23 protein-coding genes, 1 tRNA gene, 1 pseudogene and 2 riboswitches are annotated in these 24,032 nt (G+C 67.3%); of the genes and pseudogenes, 10 read left to right on the forward strand and 15 right to left on the reverse strand.

The window, feature by feature from the left end; translation table 11 throughout:
- The first annotated feature begins 398 nt into the window (after positions 1–398).
- Genes GGD82_RS16745 through GGD82_RS16755 form a run of 3 tightly spaced genes read left to right on the forward strand, consistent with a single transcriptional unit; the run spans position 399 to position 1,409 of the window.
- Complete coding sequence (locus GGD82_RS16745; protein WP_150063361.1) at positions 399–821, forward strand: reverse transcriptase family protein; 423 nt, start codon at positions 399–401, stop codon at positions 819–821.
- A gap of 7 nt (positions 822–828) precedes the next feature.
- Entirely contained in the window at positions 829–1,083 is a 255-nt protein-coding gene (locus tag GGD82_RS16750; RefSeq protein ID WP_150063362.1) for a type II toxin-antitoxin system HicA family toxin, read from the forward strand.
- Complete coding sequence (locus GGD82_RS16755) at positions 1,080–1,409, forward strand: type II toxin-antitoxin system HicB family antitoxin (protein ID WP_150063363.1); 330 nt, start codon at positions 1,080–1,082, stop codon at positions 1,407–1,409. The genes GGD82_RS16750 and GGD82_RS16755 overlap by 4 nt, the downstream gene beginning before the upstream one ends.
- Before the next feature lie 12 nt (positions 1,410–1,421).
- Here the strand turns inward: GGD82_RS16755 and GGD82_RS16760 are convergent, their stop codons facing one another.
- A complete protein-coding gene (locus GGD82_RS16760; protein WP_170284385.1) occupies positions 1,422–1,757 on the reverse strand; it encodes a phage major tail tube protein in 336 nt (111 codons plus the stop codon).
- Between GGD82_RS16760 and GGD82_RS16765 the strand changes: the two genes are divergently transcribed.
- Together GGD82_RS16765 and GGD82_RS16770 are read left to right on the forward strand one after the other, a co-directional pair.
- Complete coding sequence (locus tag GGD82_RS16765) at positions 1,724–2,029, forward strand: hypothetical protein (protein WP_170284384.1); 306 nt, start codon at positions 1,724–1,726, stop codon at positions 2,027–2,029. The genes GGD82_RS16760 and GGD82_RS16765 overlap by 34 nt on opposite strands.
- Positions 2,030–2,041: 12 nt before the next feature.
- On the forward strand, positions 2,042–2,239 hold the full coding sequence (locus tag GGD82_RS16770) for a hypothetical protein (RefSeq protein WP_170284386.1): 198 nt from the start codon (positions 2,042–2,044) through the stop codon (positions 2,237–2,239).
- A gap of 279 nt (positions 2,240–2,518) precedes the next feature.
- On the opposite strand, the pseudogene GGD82_RS21625 reads toward GGD82_RS16770, so the two are convergent.
- The 3 genes and pseudogenes from GGD82_RS21625 to GGD82_RS16780 all read right to left on the reverse strand — a co-directional run.
- Positions 2,519–2,860: pseudogene (locus GGD82_RS21625) on the reverse strand (DUF6538 domain-containing protein); the annotation flags it as partial.
- Positions 2,816–2,905: transfer RNA gene (locus GGD82_RS16775), tRNA-Ser, on the reverse strand. The gene GGD82_RS16775 and the pseudogene GGD82_RS21625, both read right to left, overlap by 45 nt.
- A gap of 96 nt (positions 2,906–3,001) precedes the next feature.
- A complete protein-coding gene (locus GGD82_RS16780; RefSeq protein WP_150063365.1) occupies positions 3,002–3,748 on the reverse strand; it encodes an NRDE family protein in 747 nt (248 codons plus the stop codon).
- A 167-nt stretch (positions 3,749–3,915) separates the two neighbouring features.
- Here GGD82_RS16780 and GGD82_RS16785 point away from each other — a divergent pair, with 167 nt between their 5' ends.
- Positions 3,916–4,263 carry a DUF1476 domain-containing protein gene (locus GGD82_RS16785; RefSeq protein WP_150063366.1) on the forward strand — a complete coding sequence of 116 codons (348 nt, stop codon included), beginning with the start codon at positions 3,916–3,918 and terminating at the stop codon, positions 4,261–4,263.
- A 216-nt stretch (positions 4,264–4,479) separates the two neighbouring features.
- Here the strand turns inward: GGD82_RS16785 and GGD82_RS16790 are convergent, their stop codons facing one another.
- The 10 genes from GGD82_RS16790 to GGD82_RS16835 all read right to left on the reverse strand — a co-directional run bounded on the left by GGD82_RS16790 (position 4,480) and on the right by GGD82_RS16835 (position 14,921).
- Positions 4,480–5,430 (reverse strand): energy transducer TonB, encoded by a 951-nt coding sequence (locus GGD82_RS16790; RefSeq protein ID WP_150063367.1) that lies wholly within the window; start codon positions 5,428–5,430, stop codon positions 4,480–4,482.
- Between the two features lie 17 nt (positions 5,431–5,447).
- Positions 5,448–6,275 (reverse strand): ABC transporter ATP-binding protein, encoded by an 828-nt coding sequence (locus GGD82_RS16795; protein ID WP_150063368.1) that lies wholly within the window; start codon positions 6,273–6,275, stop codon positions 5,448–5,450.
- Positions 6,272–7,264 (reverse strand): FecCD family ABC transporter permease, encoded by a 993-nt coding sequence (locus GGD82_RS16800; RefSeq protein ID WP_150063369.1) that lies wholly within the window; start codon positions 7,262–7,264, stop codon positions 6,272–6,274. Before GGD82_RS16800 ends, GGD82_RS16795 begins: the two co-directional genes overlap by 4 nt.
- Positions 7,261–8,139 carry an ABC transporter substrate-binding protein gene (locus tag GGD82_RS16805; protein WP_150063370.1) on the reverse strand — a complete coding sequence of 293 codons (879 nt, stop codon included), beginning with the start codon at positions 8,137–8,139 and terminating at the stop codon, positions 7,261–7,263. The genes GGD82_RS16800 and GGD82_RS16805 overlap by 4 nt, the downstream gene beginning before the upstream one ends.
- A complete protein-coding gene (locus GGD82_RS16810; protein WP_150063371.1) occupies positions 8,139–8,738 on the reverse strand; it encodes a DUF7676 family protein in 600 nt (199 codons plus the stop codon). Before GGD82_RS16810 ends, GGD82_RS16805 begins: the two co-directional genes overlap by 1 nt.
- Positions 8,739–8,782: 44 nt before the next feature.
- Positions 8,783–10,708: a TonB-dependent receptor plug domain-containing protein gene (locus GGD82_RS16815; protein WP_170284387.1), complete on the reverse strand. Its 1,926-nt coding sequence runs from the start codon at positions 10,706–10,708 to the stop codon at positions 8,783–8,785.
- 278 nt (positions 10,709–10,986) lie between these two features.
- Positions 10,987–11,205: riboswitch (cobalamin riboswitch) on the reverse strand.
- A 35-nt stretch (positions 11,206–11,240) separates the two neighbouring features.
- The gene (locus tag GGD82_RS16820; RefSeq protein WP_211364809.1) at positions 11,241–11,960 is read right to left on the reverse strand and encodes an anaerobic ribonucleoside-triphosphate reductase activating protein; all 720 of its coding nucleotides are present in this window, start codon (positions 11,958–11,960) and stop codon (positions 11,241–11,243) included.
- Positions 11,953–12,147, reverse strand: a complete 195-nt coding sequence (gene nrdD, locus GGD82_RS16825; protein ID WP_150063373.1) for an anaerobic ribonucleoside-triphosphate reductase — start codon at positions 12,145–12,147, stop codon at positions 11,953–11,955. Before nrdD ends, GGD82_RS16820 begins: the two co-directional genes overlap by 8 nt.
- A 17-nt stretch (positions 12,148–12,164) precedes the next feature.
- The gene (locus GGD82_RS16830) at positions 12,165–14,243 is read right to left on the reverse strand and encodes a ribonucleoside triphosphate reductase (protein ID WP_150063374.1); all 2,079 of its coding nucleotides are present in this window, start codon (positions 14,241–14,243) and stop codon (positions 12,165–12,167) included.
- A 122-nt stretch (positions 14,244–14,365) separates the two neighbouring features.
- A riboswitch (cobalamin riboswitch) is annotated at positions 14,366–14,604 on the reverse strand.
- A 26-nt stretch (positions 14,605–14,630) separates the two neighbouring features.
- Positions 14,631–14,921 carry a short-chain fatty acyl-CoA regulator family protein gene (locus GGD82_RS16835; protein ID WP_150063429.1) on the reverse strand — a complete coding sequence of 97 codons (291 nt, stop codon included), beginning with the start codon at positions 14,919–14,921 and terminating at the stop codon, positions 14,631–14,633.
- Positions 14,922–15,469: 548 nt separating this feature from the next.
- Here GGD82_RS16835 and GGD82_RS16840 point away from each other — a divergent pair.
- Positions 15,470–20,656, forward strand: a complete 5,187-nt coding sequence (locus GGD82_RS16840) for a diguanylate cyclase (RefSeq protein WP_170284388.1) — start codon at positions 15,470–15,472, stop codon at positions 20,654–20,656.
- A gap of 69 nt (positions 20,657–20,725) precedes the next feature.
- Here the strand turns inward: GGD82_RS16840 and GGD82_RS16845 are convergent, their stop codons facing one another.
- On the reverse strand, positions 20,726–21,532 hold the full coding sequence (locus GGD82_RS16845; RefSeq protein WP_150063376.1) for a substrate-binding periplasmic protein: 807 nt from the start codon (positions 21,530–21,532) through the stop codon (positions 20,726–20,728).
- A 592-nt stretch (positions 21,533–22,124) separates the two neighbouring features.
- On the opposite strand from GGD82_RS16845, the gene GGD82_RS16850 reads away from it, so the two are divergent.
- From GGD82_RS16850 to GGD82_RS16860, 3 genes are read left to right on the forward strand one after another with little or no spacing between them, the layout of a single operon-like run.
- The gene (locus GGD82_RS16850) at positions 22,125–22,685 is read left to right on the forward strand and encodes a SiaB family protein kinase (protein ID WP_150063377.1); all 561 of its coding nucleotides are present in this window, start codon (positions 22,125–22,127) and stop codon (positions 22,683–22,685) included.
- A 20-nt stretch (positions 22,686–22,705) separates the two neighbouring features.
- Entirely contained in the window at positions 22,706–23,098 is a 393-nt protein-coding gene (locus GGD82_RS16855; RefSeq protein ID WP_150063430.1) for a DUF1987 domain-containing protein, read from the forward strand.
- A 7-nt stretch (positions 23,099–23,105) separates the two neighbouring features.
- A complete protein-coding gene (locus GGD82_RS16860; RefSeq protein WP_246163970.1) occupies positions 23,106–23,984 on the forward strand; it encodes a GGDEF domain-containing protein in 879 nt (292 codons plus the stop codon).
- Positions 23,985–24,032 lie beyond the last annotated feature (48 nt).

Below are 24,032 nucleotides of genomic sequence, written 5' to 3' on the forward strand. Positions count from 1 at the left end.
CGCCACGCGCTTCGACCGGCGTGCCATCCACTTCCTCGGCTTCCTGCAGATCGCAGCCGCCATGCTCTGGATGCGCTGAATGTCGAGTCAGCCTAGACGGCCAGGAGCTCAACTTCCGGCCGCTGGTTATCGGCAGCTACGGTGTCTTCTTCGCCACGAGCTGGGCGGTCTCAATCCTGACCGCTGAGCGGCCAGGGACTCAACCTAACCTCTTGCAACCCCATGGACAAGCGCAATAGTTTTGGGCATGTTTCCACAGGTCCAGCATCTTTATCCGACGTTCGCCCTCAGATTTGGCCTTCAAACCCATCAAAAAGGCCATATTATCATGTTAAAACAGAACGATAATAATTTTCCACACCCCTCGCAAACACCCCTCGCAAGGCGTGTTTGAGCACATGGTGCGCCTGGATACGCTCCAGGAGGCCTGGGAGCGGGTGCGCGACAACGCCGGCGGTCCCGGCGGCGACGGGCAAACCGTGGGGCAGTTCGCGATCCAGAGCCCCACGCGGCTGCTGCGCCTGCGCCGCGACCTGATCGGTGGCACCTATCGCCCCGGCCCGTTGCGGCCGGTGGACATTCGCAAGGACGACGGCAGCCTCCGCCGCCTGTCCATCCCGTGCGTCATCGATCGCGTCGCACAGACCGCCGCGGCCACCGCGCTGATGCCGGTGCTGGAGCCGGAGATGCGCGTTCTGTACATCCTGATCGGCCGCGACAGCGTCACGGGGGTCATGGGACAGATCCTTGTGTGGGAGAGGATGGGGTGCCGGTTTCTGCTAGCGTCTGGCGCTTGCGTCACCGGCGCGCGGTGGCTATGATGCTTGCATGAACAGCAAGCACAAAAAGACCTTGGAGGCCGTGTTCCGGGATCCCGTGTCCGGGACCATCGCCTGGGCGGATATCGAGGCGTTGCTGCTTGCGGTGGGCGCGGAGCGGATCGAGGGCAGCGGGTCGCGCGTCCGGTTCGCACGGGGCGATGCGATGGCGTCCTTTCACCGGCCGCATCCGGCCAAGGAAGCCAAGCGCTATCAGGTCCGGGATGCCCGCGCCTTCCTCCAGGCCATAGGGGTCACGCCATGAGCACCATGACCTACAAGGGCTACAGCGCCCGGATTGAGTTCGATGCCGACGACGAGATTTTCGTGGGCCATATCGCCGGCATTCAGGACCGGGTCGGGTTCCATGCCGACACGGTGGCCGATCTGAAGACGGCCTTTCATGAGGCGGTCGACGACTACCTCGACGCCTGCATCAAGGTCGGCAAGGCGCCGCAAAAGCCGTACTCCGGCAAGGTGATGTTCCGGGTCGATCCGGAGGTGCATCGCCGGGCCGCCATGGCAGCGGAACTGGCGGGCAAGAGCCTGAACCAGTGGGCCGAAGAGGTCCTCGACCGGGCGGCGGAGTGACGCGGTTCGCCCCTACCGGCCGAGGGCGGCGTTGATGCCGGCGAGCAGATCGGTGCCGGCGACGACCATCTTGGCCGGCATCAGGCCGATCTCGTGCAGGGTCTGGTCGCCGATCTCCCAACGGAAGTAGCGCACGCCCTTGATGGTGTAGCCAAGGCCGGCCTTGTCCTCGCGGGCCCAGGTGTCTGTCGGCGTCGGGCTGGGCGAGACGGCCCTCGTAGACCAGAACGCTCGGGCGGGTGGTGCCGTCCATCTCGTCGACCAGGGCGCCCCGGAAGGTGAAGGTGTCCACGGCGCCGGGCGGGCGCAGCAGCATGCGGTCGTCGACGGGCGCGCAGGTGGCGGCAATGTCGGCCTCGGCGTCCTCCAGCGCGGCGGCGGTGACGCGCTCCGGCATCCAAGGCGGCGCCCTCGCTGGGACGATACCCCGTATTCACCATGCCCAGCAGAATGGCCCGCGCCTCGCCGTTGAGGCCGTTCAGCGCCCCGGGTGCCAGAAGCTTCTCGCGAATCCAGCGACTGGAGAAGGGCGGCCGGGTCCGCTGCTCGCCTTCCCGAAAGGCCAGTTCTCCAAGGGGCAGGTCCAGCCCGAGCCGCTTCACGCTGTTGACGGTCTTTAGGACGGCGCCCAGGTGGATCAGATCTTTGTTCGCCGATCCCGCGCCGACGTCTCCGGACTCGATGCGCTCCAGCCACCATTGCCGGAAGTCCAGCATGTCGTCCCGGGTAATGTCTTCGATCGGCTTGTCGCCGATAACCGCAATGGCGTTATTGACGGCTTTGATGCGAGGATTTCGCCAACGGCGCAGCTGATCCGGGCTTTTCCCTAGGGTCTTCTCGCGGGCAAGCGTCCAGTATAGGTCCAGGGCTCGCGACAGTGTGATGGCCGGGTCCTGAACCGTGCCCAGCAAGGCGGAGGCTTCGACGGAATCCGGCGTGCCGGATGGGGCCGGCACGGCCTCGACCCGGTCCAGCAAATCCTCGCCGGGCAATCGGGCCACGCGACCGACGTCCAGATAGCGGTATCCCCGCACCCGGGCCAGATCCTGGGCCGCAGCATAGCGGGCTTCGGCGTCTTCCGTATCGCCCGCAAGCCGGGCTTCCCAGGCTTCGATCATCTGCGCCCAGGCCCGATCCGCCTTGCCTCGGGCGACCGTTTCAGAGTCCGTATGCAGGCTGATCCAGACGGTTTTGCGCGGCTCTACTGGCTCATACCGACAGGGTACACGCCGACGCAGATGGTAGGTTTTGCCCCGGAGGAGGATGCTCACCGCCGTTCCCTGTGTGCTGCGTTTTGTGTAGCACAAAGTGTAGCACGAACGACGGACCCAACCCAAACGCACATTGCCCGAGCAAGGTTTTCCATGGCCGGGCAATGGGTTAGCATGTAGGCGATATGCTTCAACTGGCGGAAGGGGTGGGATTCGAACCCACGGTACGGTTGCCCGCACGGCGGTTTTCAAGACCGCTGCAATCGACCACTCTGCCACCCTTCCTGACCGCCCCGCCAGACCGTGCGGCCCTGCGACTCACGGCGGACGCCCTTTTTGTCGAAGCCGCGACGGCGGGTCAATCCCTACGCGGTTCCGCGTTCACATCGGGACGAAGGGCGTCATATCGGGCGGGCCGGCGGCGAACCGGATCACGGGCGGGCGCGGGTCCAGCGCGGGCGCCGGCAGCGCGATCTGGGTGGCGCAGATGGTGCCGAATCCGCTGTCGTACGCGAAGCACATGCCGGCCCCGGCCATCGCCGCATCCGGCGGCGGCCCCATCGTCTGCACGGCCGTCCAACCCGCCCACCCCTCAGGCGCTTCCGGGTCCGGCACGGCGGCCGCCCGGAAACGCGGCAGGTGGGCGGCGATGCGCGGATCGCCCGTATCGTTGACGTCGGCGGCCGTCAGCATGGAGAGCCCCTCCGCGAGCGCCTCCACGGCGACCGGCCCGGTCCCGGCGTGACGCACCCAGAACGCCTCGTGCGTATCGGCGACCACCAGATTGAACGGGCGGTAGGCCTCGGGGTTCAGGTCCGCGAAGACCTCTGCGGCGTCGCGGGCGTCGGCGTGATCCAGAGCCTCCAGCACCAACTCACCCCGGCTGCGCTTGCCCTCCTGCGGCCCCAGGGTGCCGTGACGGTTGAGCATCGCCGCGACCACGCCGTGATCGTTCCAGCCGAGCCACGAGCCTCCGGCCAGATCATCGCGTCCGGCGATCACCTCGGGCCGATCCGGCCAGTGGCGGCCGGGCGCGGTCCAGGGCCGGTCGCGCATTTCATCGCGATTGGCCGCCAGAAGCAGCGGCCAGGCGTGACCGGGGCGGCGCAACAAAACCAGAGTGCACATGCGAAACGATCTTTCCTGAATGACGGGTGCAGGACCGATGGTCCGGCGGTCCGTCGCAATAAGGGGCGCTGTCCGCGCATCCAACTTTAGGGTAGGCCCGTTGCGGTCGCGAGGGTATAAGGGCACCCGTTCTGCCAGTAGGCCTTGCGAACGAAGAAGGGGGGACCATGAGCGATCCGTTCCGCGACCGCGAAAAAGGGTTTGAAGCCAAATACGAACACGACGAAGCCCTTCGTTTCCGGATTCTGACACGCCGCAACAAGCTGCTGGGGCTGTGGGTGGCGGCCGAGATCGGGAAGACCGGACGGGACGCGGACGTGTACGCGCAGGCGCTGATCGACTACGCCCTGGTGCACGGCGCGCCGGACGCCCTGGCCTCTCGGGTCTACGCGGACCTAACCAACGCCGGCGTGGAGATCACGCGCCATCGGCTGGAAGTGCGCATGAGCAAACTGCTGCATGAAGCGGAAGCCAAGATCAACGAGGAACGGGTTGCGGGCTCCCCCAGCTTCTAGGTGTTTGGTCCCTGCGTGTGATGGCTTGGCGTTCGGTTGAAGACCTCCAGCATGGCCTCGCAGATCGAGCGGATCGGCTCGCGAGGTATTTTAAATCGTAGTGCCTTACGTTGCTTTCCTTTTTTTTATGCACTGGGATGCCGGGCCCACAAATCGTCCCACGATCGGGCTTGGGTATGACCGTTTTGGCCGGGAGGTCGGTGACGCGGCGGCCCCTCATCGCAACACGAACCGGATGGTAACGCGGGCGGTGGCGGAGACCGGAATGCCCGCCCGTCGGGCCGGTCGGAAGCGCCAGCCTTCTACGGTTCTCGCGGCGGCGCGATCCAGGAGGCCGTAGCCGCTGCTGCGCGTGATGGTCACCTGATCCGCGGCGCCGTCGGGTAAGACCCGGACGGACAGCACGACGGTGCCCTCCTGGCCGAGTCTCCGCGCCTGCTGCGGATACGTCGGGGCCGGGTTCCGGGCGCTGCCAAGGGTGTAGCCCGGGGGGTGATGTGGATCACCGCTCCCGGCCGCCAGAGCCCCCTGCGCGCCGGCCGTCGCGGTGGTCGCCGGCCGGTCCGAGCGGGCCGTGTCCGGTCCCGTCCGACGCAGCGCCACCGGGGTAGGGGGCGCCCGATCCGGTGCCGTTTGCGGGGGGGGCGTGGTGCGCGATGGAGCGGGCCTTTGGGGCTCCGCCGGGCGCGGTGGCGGCGGGCTTGGTGGCGGTGGTTCCGGCTCAGGCTGGGGCTCGGGCTCGGGCTTGGGGTCCGGTATCGGTTCGGGCTGCGGTTGCGGCTCGGGTTCCGGCTCGGGTTCCGGCGTGGTGTCGACGTCGGTTTCGGGTGGCGACGCGGGCGCCGTGTCCGGCGCGGATGCCTCCGTCGTCTCCGGCGCGGGCTCGTCCGCCGTATCCGGGGTTGGTTCCGGCGCCGTCTCTGGTGCGGCTTCCGGTGCGCCACCGCCTCCCCCGGGTGGTCCCGCCAGCAGGACCGCGAACACCGGCGGCCCGACGGGCTCAGGCTCCGGCGCGGACCCCGACCCCAGAAGAACGGCCGCCGCGAGCACGCCATGGATCCCCACGGAGGCCAGACCGGCCAGCGCGATCTCGCGCGGCCGGGCCGAGCGAACGGCGGGCGCAGGGCGGTCCGTCTGGGTCCGGGGAAGGGCCGCATCGTCGCGCATGGCCGCCTCCGTTGCCGTCACGAGGCATGGCGTTGCGGTTCACGGCGGCACTCTTCGACGTCGAGCCGTCGGACGGGCGTCACCACGGGCACCGCCTGAACGCGCCCCTGCCCGAACCGAACGGCGTAGACGCGATCGAGCCAAGGCGAGGCCAGAACCGCCTCCGCCGGGCCTGCGGTGACCACCCGGCCCTGATCCATCAACACCAGCCGTTCGCAGGCGCGGGCCGCCAGCGACAGGTCGTGCAGGACGACGACCACCGCGCGGTGCTCAGCGCGGGCCTCGTCGCACAGCATCTCCATGACCGCGAGCTGGTGACCGGGATCCAGCGCCGCGACCGGCTCATCCGCCAGGATCACCGCCGTGTGCGCCGCCAGCACGCGCGCCAGCAGGACTCGGGCTCGCTCGCCCCCCGACAGGGCGGTGACGGGCCGGTCCGCGAACCGGGTGCTGTCGGTCTTGGCCAGGGCGGCCTCCACCGCCGCCACGTCCGCGCGCGCGAGCGATTGCCAGGGGCCAAGATGCGGCAGGCGTCCGAGTTCGACGGCGCGCCGGGCCGTGACGGGCCAGTGCACGTCCTGACCTTGCGGCAGAAACCCGATCAGACGCGCCCGGGCCCGGCTGCCCGGGCGAGGCAGCGGCGCGCCATCCAACGTCACCCGTCCCGCATGGGGCAGGACCCCGGCGATCGCCCGCAGCAAGGTGGACTTGCCGGCGCCATTGGGGCCGATGACGCCGGTGACGGCCCCGCGTGGCGCCTCCAGCGTGACACCGTCCACGAGCGTCCGTCCGCCGATACGCACCCCCACGTCCTCGATCGCAAGGCCGGTCACGAGCCCTGTCATGGCATGGTCCTCCAGTGCCGCAGAACGAGTGCCAGGAAGAACGGCGCCCCCAATATCGCCGTCAGCACCCCGACCATGACCTCCTGGTGGGTCGGCAGGACCCGCGCCAGGGTATCCGCGACCGTCACCAGGGCCGCGCCGCCCAAGGCGCTCGGGATCAGCAGGCGGCTGGGCTGGTGCCCGACGAAGGGCCGCATCATGTGCGGCACCACCAGCCCGACGAACCCGATGGCACCGGAGACCGAGACCGCCGCGCCCACCACCAGCGCAATGCCCACGATCACCAGCGCCCGCAGGCGCCCCAGGTGGACGCCCAAGGTCTGCGCCGTCTCCTCGCCCAGGGTCAGGGCATCCAGGCCGCGCGCGGTGGCCAGCAGCAGCCCACTGCCCACGATCAGGAAGGGCAGCACCAGCACGACCTCGTTCATCGACCGGTCCTTGATCGACCCCATCAGCCACAGCACCATCTCGTTTAGGGCATAGGGGTTCGGCGCGAGGTTCAGGGCCAGCGAGGTCAAGGCCCCGGCCAGGCTCGACAGGGCGATGCCGGACAGAATCAGGGTCAGGGTGCCGGGCGCCCGCCGGGCGATCATCAGCAGGATCAGCGTGGTGGTCGCGGCCCCCAGAATGGCGGTGGCCGGCAGCGCCCAATCCGCCCAGGCCATCAGACCGAAGTGAAAGGCGATCACGGCCCCCAATGCGGCGCTCGACGACACGCCGATCAGGCCGGGCTCGGCCAGGGGATTGCGCAGCAGGCCTTGCAGAGCCGCGCCGGCGAGCCCCAAGGCCGCGCCCACCTCCAGCGCCAGCAGGGTGCGCGGCAGCCGGACCTCGCGCACGATGGCGGTCACCACCGGGTCGCCGTGTCCGGCCAAGCCCTCCAGCACCGCCAGCGGTCCATAGGGCACATAGCCGATCATGAGGCCGCCAAGGGCTCCGACCAGCCCCACGGCGAGCAGCCCGATCGCAAACGGCACGCGGGCGCTCATGGCTGGAGGTCCGCGGCGTTCAGGTGCTCCAACCGGCTCTGCAGGACCGCCGCGGCTTCCGCCAGGACCCAGCCGCCGCACACCCAGTTCCGGCCCGGTACGTCAATACGGTCGATCCGCGCGGCCCGGCGCACGAAGGCCGGATGGTTGCTGAACACACGCGCCCTTGCGGCGCCCGGAGAATTAAAGAAACTGGTGATGATCACCTCGGGCGGGGCGGCGATGAAACGCTCCAGGTTCCACGACGTCCAGCCGGTCAGCCCGGCCTCCGTGGCCTGATTGCGCAGACCGGCGGCCTCCATCAGCGTGGCGACGTACGCACCGTCCGCCGCCGTGCCGCCGCCCGGCCGCAGGTACAGGGCCAGGCGGTCCCGGCCCGGCGCGGCCTGACGCAACGCGTCCACCCGCGCCACAAAGCGCGCGGCCAGCGCGTCCCCGCGCTCGGGCTGGCCCAGGGCATGCCCGATGTCGCGGGTCATGGCCGCGATGGCATCCATGTCGTTCAACGTCGGAATCCGGACGACCCGCACGCCGAACCGTTCCAGAAGGCGGGCCGTGGTGTGGTCGGTCCACGCGTTCGTGATGAGCACATCCACCCCGGCGTCCAGATATGCCTCTGCGGCGTTGGGCCGGCGCGGATAGGCCGCCGCGTCTTCGGCCAGCAGCGACAGGCGTGGATCGGTGGCCTGCGACGACAGGGCCGCGATCTGCGCCGGGTCCGCCAGCGCCAGAACGTACTGATCGCCGCATACGGTGGCGGACGCGACGCGCGGCAATGGCGTCGCGCCCGATGGGCTGGGTTCCCCCCAGCTCTGTCCCCCACAGGCGAGACCGATGATCAGCAGGAGCGCGCCGACCAGGCTCCCGCGCGCCATCAGCCGCCCCCGCATGGGTTCCCATGGCCGGTGCGGTCCAGGGGATCCGGCTCCAGCCCCAGATACCGCCGACGCAGGTCATCCCAGAGATCCAGGCGGGACCAGTCCGGCGTTTCCGTGATGACCTCGCCTGGGTCCAGGAACGGATGCGGCAGGAACACGGTCATCTGGTTCTCGTTCTGGCCGTTGAACAGCCTCACCTGCCAGCTTCGCGGCGTGCCGTCCGGCCGCAGCATGCGGGCGAGTTCGGCGCGGTGGGTCCGCCGGTGCGCCGCCAGCGCCGGGCTGGTCGGGCGGTGCGGCAGGCCCTTGTTCTCGCCGATGCAGACGTGGAAGTGCCACGCGCCCAGGTCCACGGTGGCATAGCCATCCAGCAGACTGATGCGGCGCGGTGGCTCGGTAAGCTGGATCTCGTAGACCGCGCCCTGGATCAGCGTGCCGAACACGATGCGATCCCAGGCGCCCTCGAATAGGTCCTTAAGCAACTGCAGCAGGGTCGCCTCGTCGGTGGGCAGGGGGAAGATCTCCACCCGGCCGGCGCCCGGTTCCTCGACGAGGTAGGGAATCGGCGCCGGCGTGGCCGTCGTCTGCGTGGACATGGCATGAACCTCCTCGCGATGGGGGCGGGATGGCGGTGCCGATATCAAAACCGGACCGTCAATCCGGCATAGAGCGCCCGCCCCGGCGTGCCGTAGGCCGCGACCTCCTCGTAGTCGGCGTCGAACAGGTTCTCGACCCGGCCGTGCAGGGTCACGGTCTCCAGAATGTCGTAGGCGAGCCGGACGTCGGCGGTCCAGAACGCGTCGCTCTTGCCGTTGAACCCAGTGGTCCGGTCACGGTAGCGCAGCCCCACATTCGCCGTCCCCTCGCGCACGAACCGCCACGTGACGGAGGCGGTCCCTTGATTGACCGGGATATTGTCCAGGCGCTTTTCGGTCTGATTGTCGATCGCGTTCTGCCACGTGTAGGAGAGGCCGACGTCGACATCGGGGTGCGGACGCGCGGTCAGGCCCACCTCGACGCCCTGGGCGAACGCCTCGTCGACGTTCACATACCCGCCGCCGTAGCAGCCCGGCCGGTCCGCTGGGCCGCCGCGCCAGGCGAGTTGGTCTTGCGTCGAACTCTCGAAGTAGGTGACATGGCCCAGCACGCGCTCATCCCACAGGCGCTGGTCGAGGCCGATGTCCCAACTGCGGCTGGACTCCGGCTCGAGGTCGGTGTTGCCATAGCAGGGGTCGTAGCGCTCGTACAAAGAGGGCGTCTGCCATGCCGTGGCATAGCTGCCGCGCAGCGTGGTGCCCGTCGGCTCGATCGTATAGGCGGCGCCCAGGCGATACGTGGCCTCTGATCCATAGCTTTCATGCGTGTCGGCGCGCAGGCTCGCGGACAGGTCCAGCCCCTGCAGCGGCGTCACGCCAAGGCTGATGAACCCGCCGCCCTTCCAAAGCTCTTCATCGTTCCGGGGCGCCAGGGCATTGCCGCCGCTGGGCGCGTAGACATCGATGCGCTCGTTGGTCGCATCGCCGCCCACCTCGACCGAGACGCCCTCCATGACCGCCCAGGATGCGACATAGTCCAGCCGCGTCTTCCCGCCGTCATAGGAATCGTTGCCCCGTCCCGCGCCATCGAAGTCGCGGGTCGACAGCGTGTCCGAGATCCCCAGGGTGTGAATCAGGGTGTCGTCCAGCGTCTCCAGGGTCGCGGAGGCCCGCACAAACCGCTTGGTCTGCCGGTCGGCGCCGTCGACGTCCCCGGTGGCGTAGTCCCACTCGAAGCGTTCCTGCAGATACCGCCCGACCAGATCGAACCGCAGGTCGTCGGTGGCCTGAAGCCCGAGACGACCGCCAATCGTGAAGGCGTTGTAGGGGTCCTCTTCCCGACCGCCGCGGTTTTTGTTGAAATCCGAAAAGCCGTCGGAATACGTGCCGCTGGCCGACAGGCGGAGGTCGATGGGGCCCTGCTGGCCGCCGATGGCGCCGCTCAGTCGGGATGTGTTGTAGCCGCCGTATTCGGCGTCGACATGACCGGACAACGGGCCGGTGGCGCGCTTGGTGGTGATGGTGATGACGCCGCCCCCGTTGTCCGCACCAAAGCGTCCGGGGCGCGCGCCGCGCAGAACCTCGATCCGCTCGACATCGGACATGGTCAGGTCGTCGGTCAGATACTGCGCATTGGCCCGGCTGGTGTCGCTGACCTCGATTCCGTCGATGAACACGCGCGTGTTGCGCGGCCCCAGACCCCGGATGGAGATCGCCTGCGGCTGGCCGACGGACCGTTGGCCGTTCAGGGACAGGCCGGGCACGAGGGTCAGGGCGTCGTCCAGCCGGCGGATCTGCTGGTCTTCGATCTCCTCGGCGGTGACGGTCGTGTCGGCGCCGGTCGCGCGCTCCTGGGGAACGCCCTCCAGCCGGGGCGCGGAGACCGTGATCGCGGTGTCGGCGATCGCATCGTCGTCGTCGGAGTCTTCAGCGGCCCAAGCGATACTGGGCGCCGACAGCGCGAGTGTGCCCACCACCGCAAGGCGGGCCAGAACGGAGGATAAGGGATAGCACGGATCAGACGGACCCATGGGCGCGCACTCCATCGTCGGGGCGGCCCATGCGCGCGGGGGTGCCGGATCGGCACACGTCCCCTCTGTTCGCGCCACGCCACCCCACCAGGTTGACGACGGACGTCGGCCATCAGCGAACGGTCCGGCGCGTCACGGACGCACGGCTTCCATTCCCTGATCCTGGACATTGGCGGAGGGCGCGACTGGCGCGCATCCATTCGACAAGCCCGGCGACGTCCACACGGCGCGTCACCGCAACGGCTTGCCCGCACCCCCGGCACACCCCGACCGTGGGTAGAGTGACGCTGTCGGTGGCAGGTCTCCTGGCTCGCGGGTCACGGATCCGAACCACCTTCCCCGGTCCCCGAAGGGGCCGAGTGGCCTTTCGGAACGGATCTCGCCGCTCACAGTTGCGGGGGCAGCCACGGCTTGCGGTTCCGGTTCGGACCCGCTCCGTCGTTCCCTTTTCACCTCCGGCCCGAAGACCGTGAGGAACCACCAACATCGTCACCTTTAGGAGCCACCGATCCGCCTGTCAAGGCGGAGGCGTTCATTCGGCGCGCGTGGTCACGGTCGCGAACGCCGTGGCCCGGGACGCCGCCAGGGCCGGGAACGAGCGCCCATCGGGATCGGCGGGCAGGGCGGCCGTGGGGCGGGCGTGTTGCAGCACGATGTCCCGCACGCCCATGGCTGCCAGATCGGCGGCCAGCCGGTCGAGCGCAGCGGCGTCCAGCAGGGCCGGATGCACGGTGGTGCGGGCCTCGAACGACACGCCGCTGGCGATCAGTCGGCGCAGGCTGTCCCGCGCCGCCACCCCGCTACCGGGTACGCCGGTCACGGCCGCATAGTCATCGAACGGCGCCTTGACGTCGAATCCCACCCAGTCGAGCCGGGGCAGCGCCGTCGCCAGCCGCTCCGGCCAGGGGCCGCCGGTATGCAGCCCCACCGCGAAACCAAGCGCCCGCACGGCATCGATGGCGTCGGACAGGCCGCGCTGCGCGGTCGGTTCGCCGCCGGAGAACACCACGCCGTCCAGCAGGCCGCGCCGGCTGTCTAGGAACGCCAGGATATCGCTCCAGGCGACGTCTTTGGCGTCGTCCGGCGGATGCGCCGTCAGCAGGTCCGGGTTGTGGCAGTAGGGGCAGCGCCAGGGGCAGCCGCGCAGAAACACGGTCGCCGTCAGTCGGTCGGGCCAGTCCACGGTGGAGAAGCGGGCGAGGCCCCCAATGCGCAGGTCCCCAAAGCGACGGGGAGCGGTTGGGTCAGTCAACGGTGCGGCTGTGTTCGCGGAACGCCACGCGGTCGGCGAACTCGCCCTGCTTGCCCTGGTTAAAGGACGACACCGGGCGATGATAGCCCATGACACGGGTCCAAATTTCGCAGGGCTGGCGCTCCTCGTCCTTCAGTTCCAGGACGGCGGGCGTGCCCAGCATGTCGGCGGTGGTCAGGTGGCTCATGGGGATCGGTCCTTGTCTCAGAGATCGGTGTTGCGGTCGGCGTCCCGGCGCTTCCGCGCCAGGAGTTCGGCATCGCATTTCGGGCAAAAGGCGTGCTCGCCGGCGATGTAGCCGTGCGTGGGGCAGATGGAGAACGTCGGCGTGACGGTGATGTAGGGCAGAGCGAACGACCCCAGCGCCCGCTTGACCAGCGCCTTGCAGGCGGCGACCGAGGAGACGCGCTCGCCCATGTACAGGTGCAGCACGGTGCCGCCGGTGTACTTGCGCTGAAGCTCTTCCTGGCGCTCCAGGGCCTCGAACGGATCGTCCGTGAAGCCCACGGGCAACTGGCTGGAGTTGGTGTAGTACGGCTGGTCGGGCGTGCCGGCCTGAAGGATGTCGGGGAAGCGCTTCTTGTCCTCGCGGGCGAAGCGGTAGGTGGTCCCTTCGGCCGGCGTGGCCTCCAGGTTATACATGTGGCCGGTTTCTTCCTGGAACGCGACGATGCGCGCCCGGATATGGTCCATCACCCGCACGGCGAAGGCATGGCCCTCGGCGGTCGTGATGTCCTCCGCGTCGCCGGTGAAGTTGCGGATCATCTCGTTGACGCCGTTCACGCCCAGCGTCGAGAAGTGATTGCGCAGCGTGCCCAGATAGCGGCGCGTGTAGGGGAACAGGCCGGCGTCCATGTGCTGCTGGATGACCTTGCGCTTGATTTCCAGGCTGGTGCGGCCGATCTCCAGCAGCCGGTCGAGCGCCGCCAGCAGCGCCGCCTCGTCCCCCTTGTGGAGGTAGCCCAGACGGGCGCAGTTGAGGGTCACAACGCCCAGGGACCCGGTTTGCTCCGCGCTGCCGAACAGACCGTTGCCCCGTTTCAGCAGTTCGGTCAGATCAAGTTGCAGCCGGCAGCACATGGACCGCACCATGTTCGGCGACAAATCGGACTTCAGGAAGTTCTGGAAGTAGGGCAGGCCGTACTTCGCCGTCATCTCGAACAGCCGGTTCGTGTTCTCGCTGTCCCAGGGGAAGTCCTTGGTGATGTTGTAGGTCGGGATCGGAAAGGTGAACACGCGCCCCTTGGCATCGCCGGCCGTCATGACCTCGATGTAGGCGCGGTTGATCATGTCCATCTCGGCCTGGAGATCGGCGTAGGTGAACGGCATCTCCTCGCCGTCGATCACCGGGACCTCGTCGCGCAGGTCCTCCGGGCAGGTCCAGTCGAAGGTCAGGTTGGTGAACGGCGTCTGCGTGCCCCAGCGCGAGGGCACATTGAGGTTGTAGACCAGCTCCTGGATGGCCTGACGCACCTCGGCATAGCTCAGCTCGTCCTTGCGGATGAACGGCGCCAGATAGGTGTCGAAGGAGCTGAACGCCTGCGCGCCGGCCCATTCGTTTTGCAGCGTGCCCAGGAAGTTGACGATCTGGCCCACGGCGCTGGACAGATGCTTGGGCGGGCTGGCCTCCACCTTGCCCGGCACGCCGTTCAGGCCCTCGGTCAGTAGGGTGCGCAGCGACCAGCCGGCGCAGTAGCCGGACAGCATGTCCAGGTCGTGGATGTGCAGGTCGCCCTCGCGGTGGGCGCGCCCGACCTCGGCCGGGTAGACGTGCGACAGCCAGTAGTTCGCCACCACCTTGCCGGAGACGTTCAGGATCAGACCGCCCAGGGAATAGCCCTGGTTGGCGTTGGCGTTCACCCGCCAGTCGGCGCGGTTGAGGTATTCGTTGATGGAGCGTCCGACGTCGACCACCGTCTCGCGGTCGCGGCGCAGGCGGGTGCGCTGTTCGCGGTAGACGATGTAGGCGCGCGCGGTCGCGGTGTGGTTGGCCGAGATCAGGGCCTGCTCGACGACGTCCTGGATCTGTTCGATGTGCGGCGGCCGGTCGTGGAACCGGTGGGACAGCACCTTGGTGATTTGGATGGCCAGTAGGTCGGCCTCGCTGCCGTCGAACTCTCCGGTCGCCTTACCGGCCCGTTCGATCGCCAAGCGGATGCGGTCGCGGTCGAACGGCGCCTCGGTGCCGTCGCGGCGCACCACCGCGCGCGGGGGCGCCACCAGAGGGCGCCGCGCCACGATGCCGGGCGTGGATTGGGGCTCAAGGAACGACGACGAAGTCATGCGGGCGATCCACTCCGAACACAGGGAGGCGGAGGGACCGGCCGCGGACGCGACACCGACGCGCGAATCCGAGAGGACCTCGCACGGCACCGACACCGCTCCACCGGGGCACCCCGCCCGAGGGAGAGTTAGGGCTCACGGCAGGTCTCCTGGCTCGCGGGTCACCGCAACCACCCAACCTTCCCGGCCCCCGGAGGCGCCAGTGGCTTACGCAAGGCGGTCACTCGCCGCTCACAGTTGCGGGGGCAGCTTCGGTTTTTGGCCCTGGCATTCGCCGGGAAGACCGGGCGCACCAAATTCCCTCTTGGCACGGCACGCCCCATATCTGGAACGCGCAGTGACCGTGAGCGCGATATATGGGGCCCAAGCCCACATCGATGTCAAGGATTAAGGTTCTCGATCCGCCGCGTAGGGCGCGAAGCGGCGGCGAGTCTCGTCGATGCGCAGCGGTTTGCCCAGCGGTTTGCCCAGGGGTGGAAAGGCGCGTTGCGGGCCGTTCGGGCGTTCGCAGACCGTGCCGTCGGCGCCGATGGGAGCCGCGGCGGCCGGGGTGGTCAGATCCGAAGCGGTCGCAGAGATCAGCCGCTCGGCATCACGACCTGTTTGATGTGGCCGGGTTCGAGGCCCTCGACCCGTCCCCCCGGGAAGGCGACGGACGTCGAGTCTGGGCGCCTTCAGTCGGCTTCATGCCGACGTCCTATGGTTTTACATAGTGCATAAAACGTCGTTTTGGCTTGGGTCGGGTTGCCTTGCGACGGATCGCACCCGCTCATCACAATTGGCTTGATTCATTGAAAAAATTCTGTCGGGGCAGGATGGGGCGGTCCCGTCATTCTGCTGAGTTCCCGACCGCCAGCGTTCCGAAAGCAGCCCTATGTGTCCTACACTCTTGAGAAGAAACGCATCGCCTCGGCGCGTCTCTTCGGGGTACATGTCTTATGGTGTGTTTGGGTGGTTTTTCGGCCTAAAATAGAAGGCTGCGTGCTCTTGACCAAGCGAGGGGCGGGACGGTGTGTCGCGCGCGACCATGTCGACCGCGCGACACACCGTGTCCGTCGACACAGACGCGGCGCCAAAGGCGTGCACGCACGGTCACTAGCGCTGCGCGCATACAATGCGTGCGAACAAATGGATTGAGAACCGGTCCCATACGGTCAACACTTCCCCAGGCGACTCACATGCCTCCGCTGACCCGACGTCTCCGACACAGTCCCAAGCCGCTGACGATGTCACAGTATGCACTGGAAGACCTCGTGTACCAGGGACACCCCTTCCGGTATCTGCGGGCGTTCGACCGCGGGCAGGGGCAGCGCGTTCTCATCAAGACGATCACTGCGGACGTCTCACGCGAGGCGGCGTCAACGCTATCCAAGAAGGATCTCGAACGAGAGGTCCGGATCCTGTCGCGAGGACAGGGGACGCGGATCATGCGCCCGCTGTCGCTCACTCTGGTCAACGGGGCGCCGGCCGTTCTGTTCGCGGATGCGCCCGGCACGATCTTGTCGCATGGCCTGGAGGAGGCTCCGGTGCCGTGGATCCGCGTCCTGTCGTGGGCGGTGGATATCGTCGACGCGCTTCAGGACCTGCATGGCGCCTGGGTCGTCCATCGCAACGTCAATCCGTCCAGCTTCTGGTGGTCGCCGGAGACGGATGAGGTGCGTCTGATCGACGCCGCCTGGGCGGTGGAACGGGACCCGGGGCATCCGTATGTCGCCAACTCCAAGGATCTGGTGGGGGCGTTGTCCTATGTGTCGCCGGAGCAGACCGGGCGCACCGGAACGCCGGTCGATCACCGGAGCGACCTGTACTCCCTGGGCGTGCTGCTGTTCGAGGCCCTGACCGGCGACGTGCCGTTCCGCGCCGAGGACCCGATGGCGGTGATCCATGCGCATCTGACCCGGCCGGTTCCTGACGTGTCCGGCCGCAACCCCAGGGTTCCGCGTCCGGTGGGGGGGCTGGTGGCTCGGTTGTTGGCCAAGGATCCCCGGGACCGCTACCAGAGCGGCTATGGCCTGCGGGTCGATCTGGAGGCCCTGCTGGCCCAGGCGCGTGCGGGCGGGGCCCTGGACTCCGTGCGGTTGCGCACCGCCGATCCACCCAGCGACCTGCGGCCTCCGGCCCGCACCCACGGCCGCAACAAGGATATCGCGGTGCTGCAGGCGGCCCACGCCCGGGCGCGCCTGGGCGGGTTCGAGGTCGTGCTGGTGGCCGGAGAATCGGGGAGCGGCAAGACCCGGCTGGTGCAGGAACTGGAGGCCGCGGTCGGGACGGTCGGGGACCGCTTCGTGTCGGCCAAGCTGGACCCGTCCGCGCAGTCGGTGCCGTATCTGCCGATCAGCGAGGCTCTGGGGCACCTGGTCTCCGACATGCTGGCGCGGGACGAGGAGACGGTGAACGCCTTTCGCCGCAGCCTGCCGGAGCGTCTGGATGAAAACACGGCGCTGGCGGTGGAACTGGTGCCTGGGCTTGCCAATGTTCTGGCCCCCACAACCAAGGCGTCGGCAGGGCCGACCCAGGAGGCCCAGGCCCGCGCGTTTCTGATCCTGCGGGAACTGGTGCAGGCGTTCACCGCCCAGGGTCAGGCCCTGGTGCTGTTTTTCGATGATCTGCAATGGGCCGATGCGGCCTCGTTGCAGACCCTGGCCGCGTTGGGGCGCGACGACGGTCTGCACAATCTTCTGCTGATCGGCGCCTATCGCAACACCGAAGTGCTCGCCGGTCATCCCTTGCTGGACACGATGGCGGTGCTGGAGACAGCGAACGTCACCCTGTCCACGATCCATCTCTCGGGGTTGGATGGCGATACCGTGGCGGCCTTGGTCGCCGAATGCCTGAACTGTCCGGTCGAGGATGTCGCCGATCTGGCCCAGGCCTGCTGGACGAAGACGCTTGGCAATCCATTCTTCGTCACCCAGGTGCTGCACACCCTTATTCGGGCCGGGGGGCTGGTCTTTGACCACCGGCGAGGCCGATGGGAGTGGTGCGCCGAGGTCGTGGGTCGTCTGGCCGCCGCCGACAACGTCGCGGGCTTGATGGTCGAACGGCTGCACACGTTGCCGCCGGCCACCCAGCGGGTTCTGTTGATGAATGCGTGCGCCGATTCCGCAGTGGACCTGAGCACGCTCGCGGTGTTGAGCGATCAGTCGCTGGAACAGACCGTGCGTGCGATCACCCTGGCCCGGGAGGCCGGGCTGGTGGCCGCCACAGTGCGATCCGCCGGGACGGGGGCCGTGGGGGATGAGGCGGCGGAGCGGCCCTCGGTCGACCGGCCCGATACCACCTACCGGTTTGTTCACGACCGGATCCAAGAGGCGGCGCTGACCCTGGTGGACCACGCCGAGCGGACCGCCATCCACCGGCGTATCGGGCGGACTCTGCTGGCGCGGTTGCCGAGCACCGCGATCGACGATCACGTTTTCCAGCTCATGTATCACTACGTTTGGGCGCGGGCGCTTCTGGAGGATCCGGCCGAGTGCCAGGACGTGGCCGACCTTGCCCTGCGGGCGAGCCGAAAGGCGGCCGCGACCGGCGGCTTCGGGCCGATGTTGGAGTACGCGAGCTTTGGTTTGGCACTGTTGCCCAAGGACGCCTGGCAGCAGGCCTATCCGCTGACCCTGGGTCTGCACGACCAGTGCGTGGCGGGGGCCTACATCAACCATCAGCACGCTCAGATGGACGCCAGGATCCGGGACGTGGTGGCCAACGCCGCCCGGCCCGTGGACAAGACAGGGGTGATCGCCTACCAGATTTTGCGGGCCAACGCCGACGGCGCCATGGGCCAATCCATCGACATCGGGTTGGCGTTCCTGGAGGAGTTGGGGGTGCCCTTTCCGCGCCATCCGACGGCCGAGGACGTCGGTGCGGGGCTGGCGCAGGTTCAGGCGCTGTTGGGGGACCGCGCCGTCGACACGCTGGCCGCGCTGCCCGAGATGGTGGATCCTGTCGCGCATGGCTTCATGCGGATCTGCAATGCTATGGCCGGCCCGACCTACAACGCGGAGCCGGCCCTGTTCCTTTGCATGGTGTTCAAGCAGGTGGAGTGGTTCGTGACCCACGGCAACAGTGCCGATGCGGTCGCGGGCTATTCGACCTACGCCATGGCTTTGTGCGTGGTGGCCCGTCGCTACAAGGACGGCCAGGCGTTCGGCGCTCTGGCTTTCAAGCTGGCAGATCGCTATAATGCCGGTTATATAAAGGGTCGCCTCTATCTTAACGTGTACCTGTTCGTGCACCACTGGCGACACCATTTGACCGAAACCCTGGCCCCGTTGATGGAGGGGTGCCGTCAGGCCTACCGCCACGGCGATCTTTTGTTCGCGTCTTTGAACTCGACCGTGTACTGCCACCACTCCTGGTGGGCGGGGGCGCGGCTGGCGGAGGTCGAGGCGACCATGGCCGACCGTCACGCGTTTATTCAGGATGCGTGCGGGCACCACGGGATCGCGCGCTGGACCCGCTTGTACTGGCAGACCGTGCGCAACCTACGCACGGCGAGCGCGGATCCGGTCGCGCTCGTGGGTGACACCTTCGATGAACGCGCCAGTGCGCCCCAGCCGGACGAGACCGACCAGACGTATGTGCTGCTGTACCACCTGTGCAAGCTGATCCTGGCCGTGCAGTTCGAGGATAGGACGGACATTCCCCGGCACCTGGAGGTGGGATTCCAATACCTGTCCGCGTGCAACGGTATCGTCATCGTGCCGGTGTTCCACTTTTTTGCCTTTCTGGGCCGTGTGTTGGTGCTGCGCGATCCCGATATCCCACCCGCGCCGGAGCAGGCCGAAGCGATTCGTGCCGGCCTGGAGGCCCAGGCCGAGGAGATGCGGGTGTGGGCCGAGAATGCGCCGATGAATTTCGCCCATAAGCACGACACCATGCTCGGCCTGCTCGCCTGGCTCGACGGGGACGCCGCAGGCGCGCTGCACCGGCTTGATTCCGCGATTGCTGGCGCCAAACGCCATGGGTATCTGTGGGATCAGGCGGTCATTCAGGAGTGGCTGGGGCGTGTCTGCCTGGACCTGGGCCACTCCCAGCTTGGCGCCATGGCTCTGCGCGAGGCGCTGCATACGTACGCGGCGTGGGGAGCCGGGGCCAAGGTCGCGCATTTGACGGCGTGTTATGGTGCGTGGGACGCTGGCGACCGCGGTATCGTCCCGGGGCGTGTGGGCGACGGCACGGGCGGGGTGTCCGACGCCATCACGCACAGTGATCTCGATCTGGCCACGGTGTTGAAGGCGTCCCAGGCGATCGGCGCGGAGATCGTGCTCGGGCGGCTGTTGGACCGTATGATGCAGACGGTGCTGGAGAACGCCGGCGCCGATCGCGGTGTGTTGCTGCGGGTTGAGGTGGGCGCTGGCGGCCTCAGGCTGTGGGCCGAAAAACGGGCGGGTGACGCGACCCACGTGGTGCCGGACGCGAACGGGATGGTGACCGAGGGGATGCTGCCCCTGGCCCTGGTCCATCGCGTCATGACCACCCGAAAGACGGTGATCGTGCCCCAGGATGGTCCCGATGGGCGGGCGCGGTTCGACGTGCCGCTGGACCGGCATGGGGTGCGCTCCGCTCTGTGCTTGCCGATCCGCGTGCGGGATGCCGTGCCTGCCGTGCTGTATCTGGAAAACCGGGTGACGCCGCACGCCTTCACGCCGCAACGGGTGACCATCCTGGACATGCTGGCCGGCCAGATCGCCGTGTCGCTCGAGAATGCGCGCCTGTACGAACAGCTTGAGGTGCGCGTGGCGGAGCGGACGCAAGAGCTCCAGGCCAAGATGGCGGAGCTGTCCGAGGCCTACGAGGCGCAGCGCACCACCCAGATCAAGCTGGAAGCGCAGGCCATTGAGCTGCGGCAGGCCATGCAAATCGCGGAGAACGCCAATCTGGAACTGATGGAAAAGAATGCCGTCATCCAGAAGATGGCCTCGACCGATGCCCTGACCGGTTTGTGCAACCGGCGCTCTTTTGATGACATCCTGGCTAAGGAGGTGGAGCGCGCGCGACGCTACCAGGACACTCTATGCTTGGCCATCGTCGACATCGACCACTTCAAGCGGTTTAACGACCGTTACGGTCACGCGTTCGGGGACGTGGTTCTGGACACGGTGGCGCGGGTCTTGGTGTCGCGGGTGCGTGCTGCCGATACCGTGGCCCGCTGGGGCGGCGAGGAGTTCTGTATCCTTATGCCCGAAACGGACCTGGATGGTGCCCATACGGTGTTGGAGGATATTCGCACGGCCATCGCCCAGATCGCGTTGCCTGACGTCAATGAATCGCCCACGGCCAGTTCGGGCGTTGCGGCTCTGGAGGCCGAAGAGTCGCCCGACGCTCTGTTCAACCGTGTGGACGCGGCGCTGTACGCCGCCAAGGAAGGGGGCCGGAATCGGGTGCGGATGTTTCGCCGAGGGCGGCTCGAATAACCGTCTGAGCGACCGCCCCGGCGCCCGTCACCCCTGTTCATCACCCGTGGCCGTCATCAGGGGCCGTCATCAGGGGCCGTGGACACGGCCCTGAAGGTCCGGTTGGGTCAGCGCGATATACCCGGGGGAATCGCGCAACGCCCGCAAGTGCGCATCGAACCGTGCCACGAAATCAGCGGACACGGTCTTCTTGGAAAACATGGCGTAATAGCGTGTCTGGGCGGCGATGCGATCAGTGTAGATGTGAAGCGTGTTCTGCAAGGCATTTTTCTCGATCAAATGCGCGCAATTCCGAAAGTCGCAGACCGCGTAGTCAATGCGGCCGCCCTGTAGCATAAGAAGGTTCTGGTAGTTCTGGTCCACGACCTCGGTCGTGACGTTTTGCTTCAGGAACGTGTCGAACGGGTCGCCATACCGATACCCGCGGACGACGCCCACGCGGCCGCGTTTCAGGTCGTCCCAGGAGGAGAAGGGGAACCGCGCGCGATCCGCCGCGCGCACGGCCACGACCCATTCGGATTCGATCAACGGGGTTTCAGGAAACCACAGGGCATCCCGACGGTCCTCGGTCAACACGCCGCTATAGGCCAGATCGATGTCGCCGGCTTCCGCCAGCCGGACGGCGCGGCCCCACGGGTAGACCCGCACCTCCTCAATGGGCACCTGCATGGACTCCAGCACCGCCAAAACGATGTTGGTGGCGATGCCGGCCACGCTGTTTCCGACCCTGTATTCGTAGGGAGACCACTCATCGGTCCCGAGGCGCAGGCCATCGGCGCCCGCCCAGGTTGCGCCACCGATGGGGCCGCCGAAGGGGCGCAGCAGAAGCAAGAGAAGCAGCGGTCCGCCGCCTACCCACAGAACCAGCCGCCGCATGGTGCCCCTCCCCAAACTGGTGGCCTCCGGCGGCCTTCTGCTATCGGTGCCAACGACTGTACCAGAAAGCGTGCGGACTCCTGAACAGGGAATGGTTGTGTCACGATGCGGTCCGGTCGCGCCGACAGCCTGGCGAACGACCTGTCGTTGTGTCTTGGGCACGTCGGGGATGCCATACGGGCCCGTTCCAGGCGACGCGCTGGGGCGCGCGGTGACCGCCGGGGGGCGTTCCGCCCTCGAGGCTCAGTGTCCGGTCGGACGGGCCCAGGGGCTCGGCCACGGTGTGTGTGACAATTAGGCGGGCGGGTGCCGTATAGAGTGGGTTCGCGGCGGAAGGCACGCGGGAGGCCGTTAGGCCGTCTCGACACGACAACACTTGTAATAACATATATCGTCTATCATATCCGCATCTAGCGGAAGGCGTAGCGGGTGGCGATGGAACAGAACAGATCGCTTGTGTTACGTTCGTTCTGTGGTGTCCTGCGGCAGGGCGGGGAGCAGCGGGCCCTGGCGTTTCGGGATTGCCTCCCCGCAGGTCATGGCTCATGGTCGTTCCATCGCTTGCCAATCAAGCAGCCAAAGGTGCCACGCAATGAGCACGTGGGCGGACGATTACAATCAGTACCGGAGCTGGTTGACGGACCAAGGCGTTATATTCTCTTTTTCCGGGTATTTGTCAGAGGATATGCTCTCTACACTCGCGGCGGCGCTGAAACAGCGCATGGCCCTGACCGAGACGGACTCCAACGTTGCCAAGCGAGTCTTCTCTGTTTTTGTGGAGCAAGTGCAGAATATTATTCGATACTCGTCGGATCGCCTGTCAGCCCAGGCTCCGACGGTTGAGATGAGTGCCGGAATGGTGTCGGTCGGCGCCGAGGCGGGACGATTCTTTGTCATCTGCGGCAATGCGGTGGACGCGCCGCGCGTTGCGACGCTGCGGGAGCGGCTGGAGTTCCTGGCCGGCCTCGATCGCGATGCGTTGCGTGCGTACTATCGGCAAAAGTTGCGGGAGGCGCCCGAGGCCGACAGCCTCGGGGCATCCATAGGACTGATCGAGATCGCCCGTCGGTCCAGTGAACCGATTGCCTATGACTTTGTATGGATGGACGAGGAGCAAAGCCGGGCATTCTTCTGTATCAAGGCGTTTATTTGATGAACGATGGGCTCGTCAGCATGGATATGATCCGCATTGAGGCGACAGACCGTTCTCCCGAGGTCGTGTTCGATTTCGACCAGGGGCGTTTCACCCTCTCGGGCGAGTCGTACCCCGAGGACTCGGCGGCCTTTTTTGCCCCTCTTTTAGCGGCCGTCCGGACCTATCTGAGTGACGAACAGCCAAAGCCTGTTACATTCGATCTGTCCATGCATTACTTCAACAGCAGCAGTGCCAAGGCCCTGATGAACCTGTTTCAGGACCTTGAGGAGGCGGCGGAACAGGGGTGGCCGACGACCGTAAACTGGCATTATCACCCCGATGACGATACGATGGCAGAGTTTGGCGAAGACTTTGCGCTCGACTTCAACCATGCGGAGTTCCGCCTGTGTCCAACGCCCGAAACCGCGTGACGGTGTCGTGACGACGCCTCTGAAACACAGCCCGGACGACGCAGCTGAATTCAGCCTGTTCGAGGTTGAGGAGCGCGTCCTGCGCGAGGCGGATGCGATGGTCCGCAAGCTCGACGAAGTGGCGGGCGGGGTGAACGCCCTCGCGGCCGCCTATCGGCGTGGGTACCGGGAACAGCGGCGTCTGGTGCGGCTGAGCGACCGTATGCAGGGCGAACTGCATCAGGCCAACCGACACCTGACGGACCAGGCGCAGGCGCTGAAAAAGCTGAACGCGGCCCTGGAAGCCGAGATTGTGGAGCGGGAACGCCTGACGCTCGAACTGGAGCGTCTGGCGACCGTGGACGAACTGACCGGCTTGGCCGGACGACGGCATTTCATGGTTCTGGCGGAGCGTGAACGCGCCCGGACGGAACGGTTCGTCACCTGCCTGTCGGTCCTGATGCTCGACCTCGACCGGTTCAAGGCGATCAACGATACCCACGGACACGGTGTCGGCGACGCTGTGCTGCGGGCCTTTGGCGCCGTGCTCCAGCGGGAGTTGCGCCAGATCGATGTGGCGGGCCGGCTGGGTGGGGAGGAGTTCGCGGTGCTGTTGCCGGGCGCCAATCTGGGCCATGGCCTGGAGGTGGCGGAACGCCTGCGTGCCGGGACCGCGGAAATCGGCCGGAATTCCGCAGACCTCCATCGTGATAGCGGGGCCGAGGCGCCGCCGGTGCCGGTCACGGTCAGCATCGGCGTGACCACGTTTATGCCCGGCGATACGTTGGACGCTCTGTTGAAGCGCGCCGATACCGCTCTGTATGCCGCCAAGCGGGCCGGGCGGGATCGGGTCCTGTGCTGGACGTCCGCGATGTCGGACGATAGGGGGGCGGCGGAGGCGTCGTGATCTCGGAGGCCCGCCAAGAAGGGCGGGGGGCGTGATGAGAATGGGGGC

Source organism: Roseospira marina, from assembly GCF_014197855.1.
GTDB classification, from domain to species: domain Bacteria; phylum Pseudomonadota; class Alphaproteobacteria; order Rhodospirillales; family Rhodospirillaceae; genus Rhodospira; species Rhodospira marina.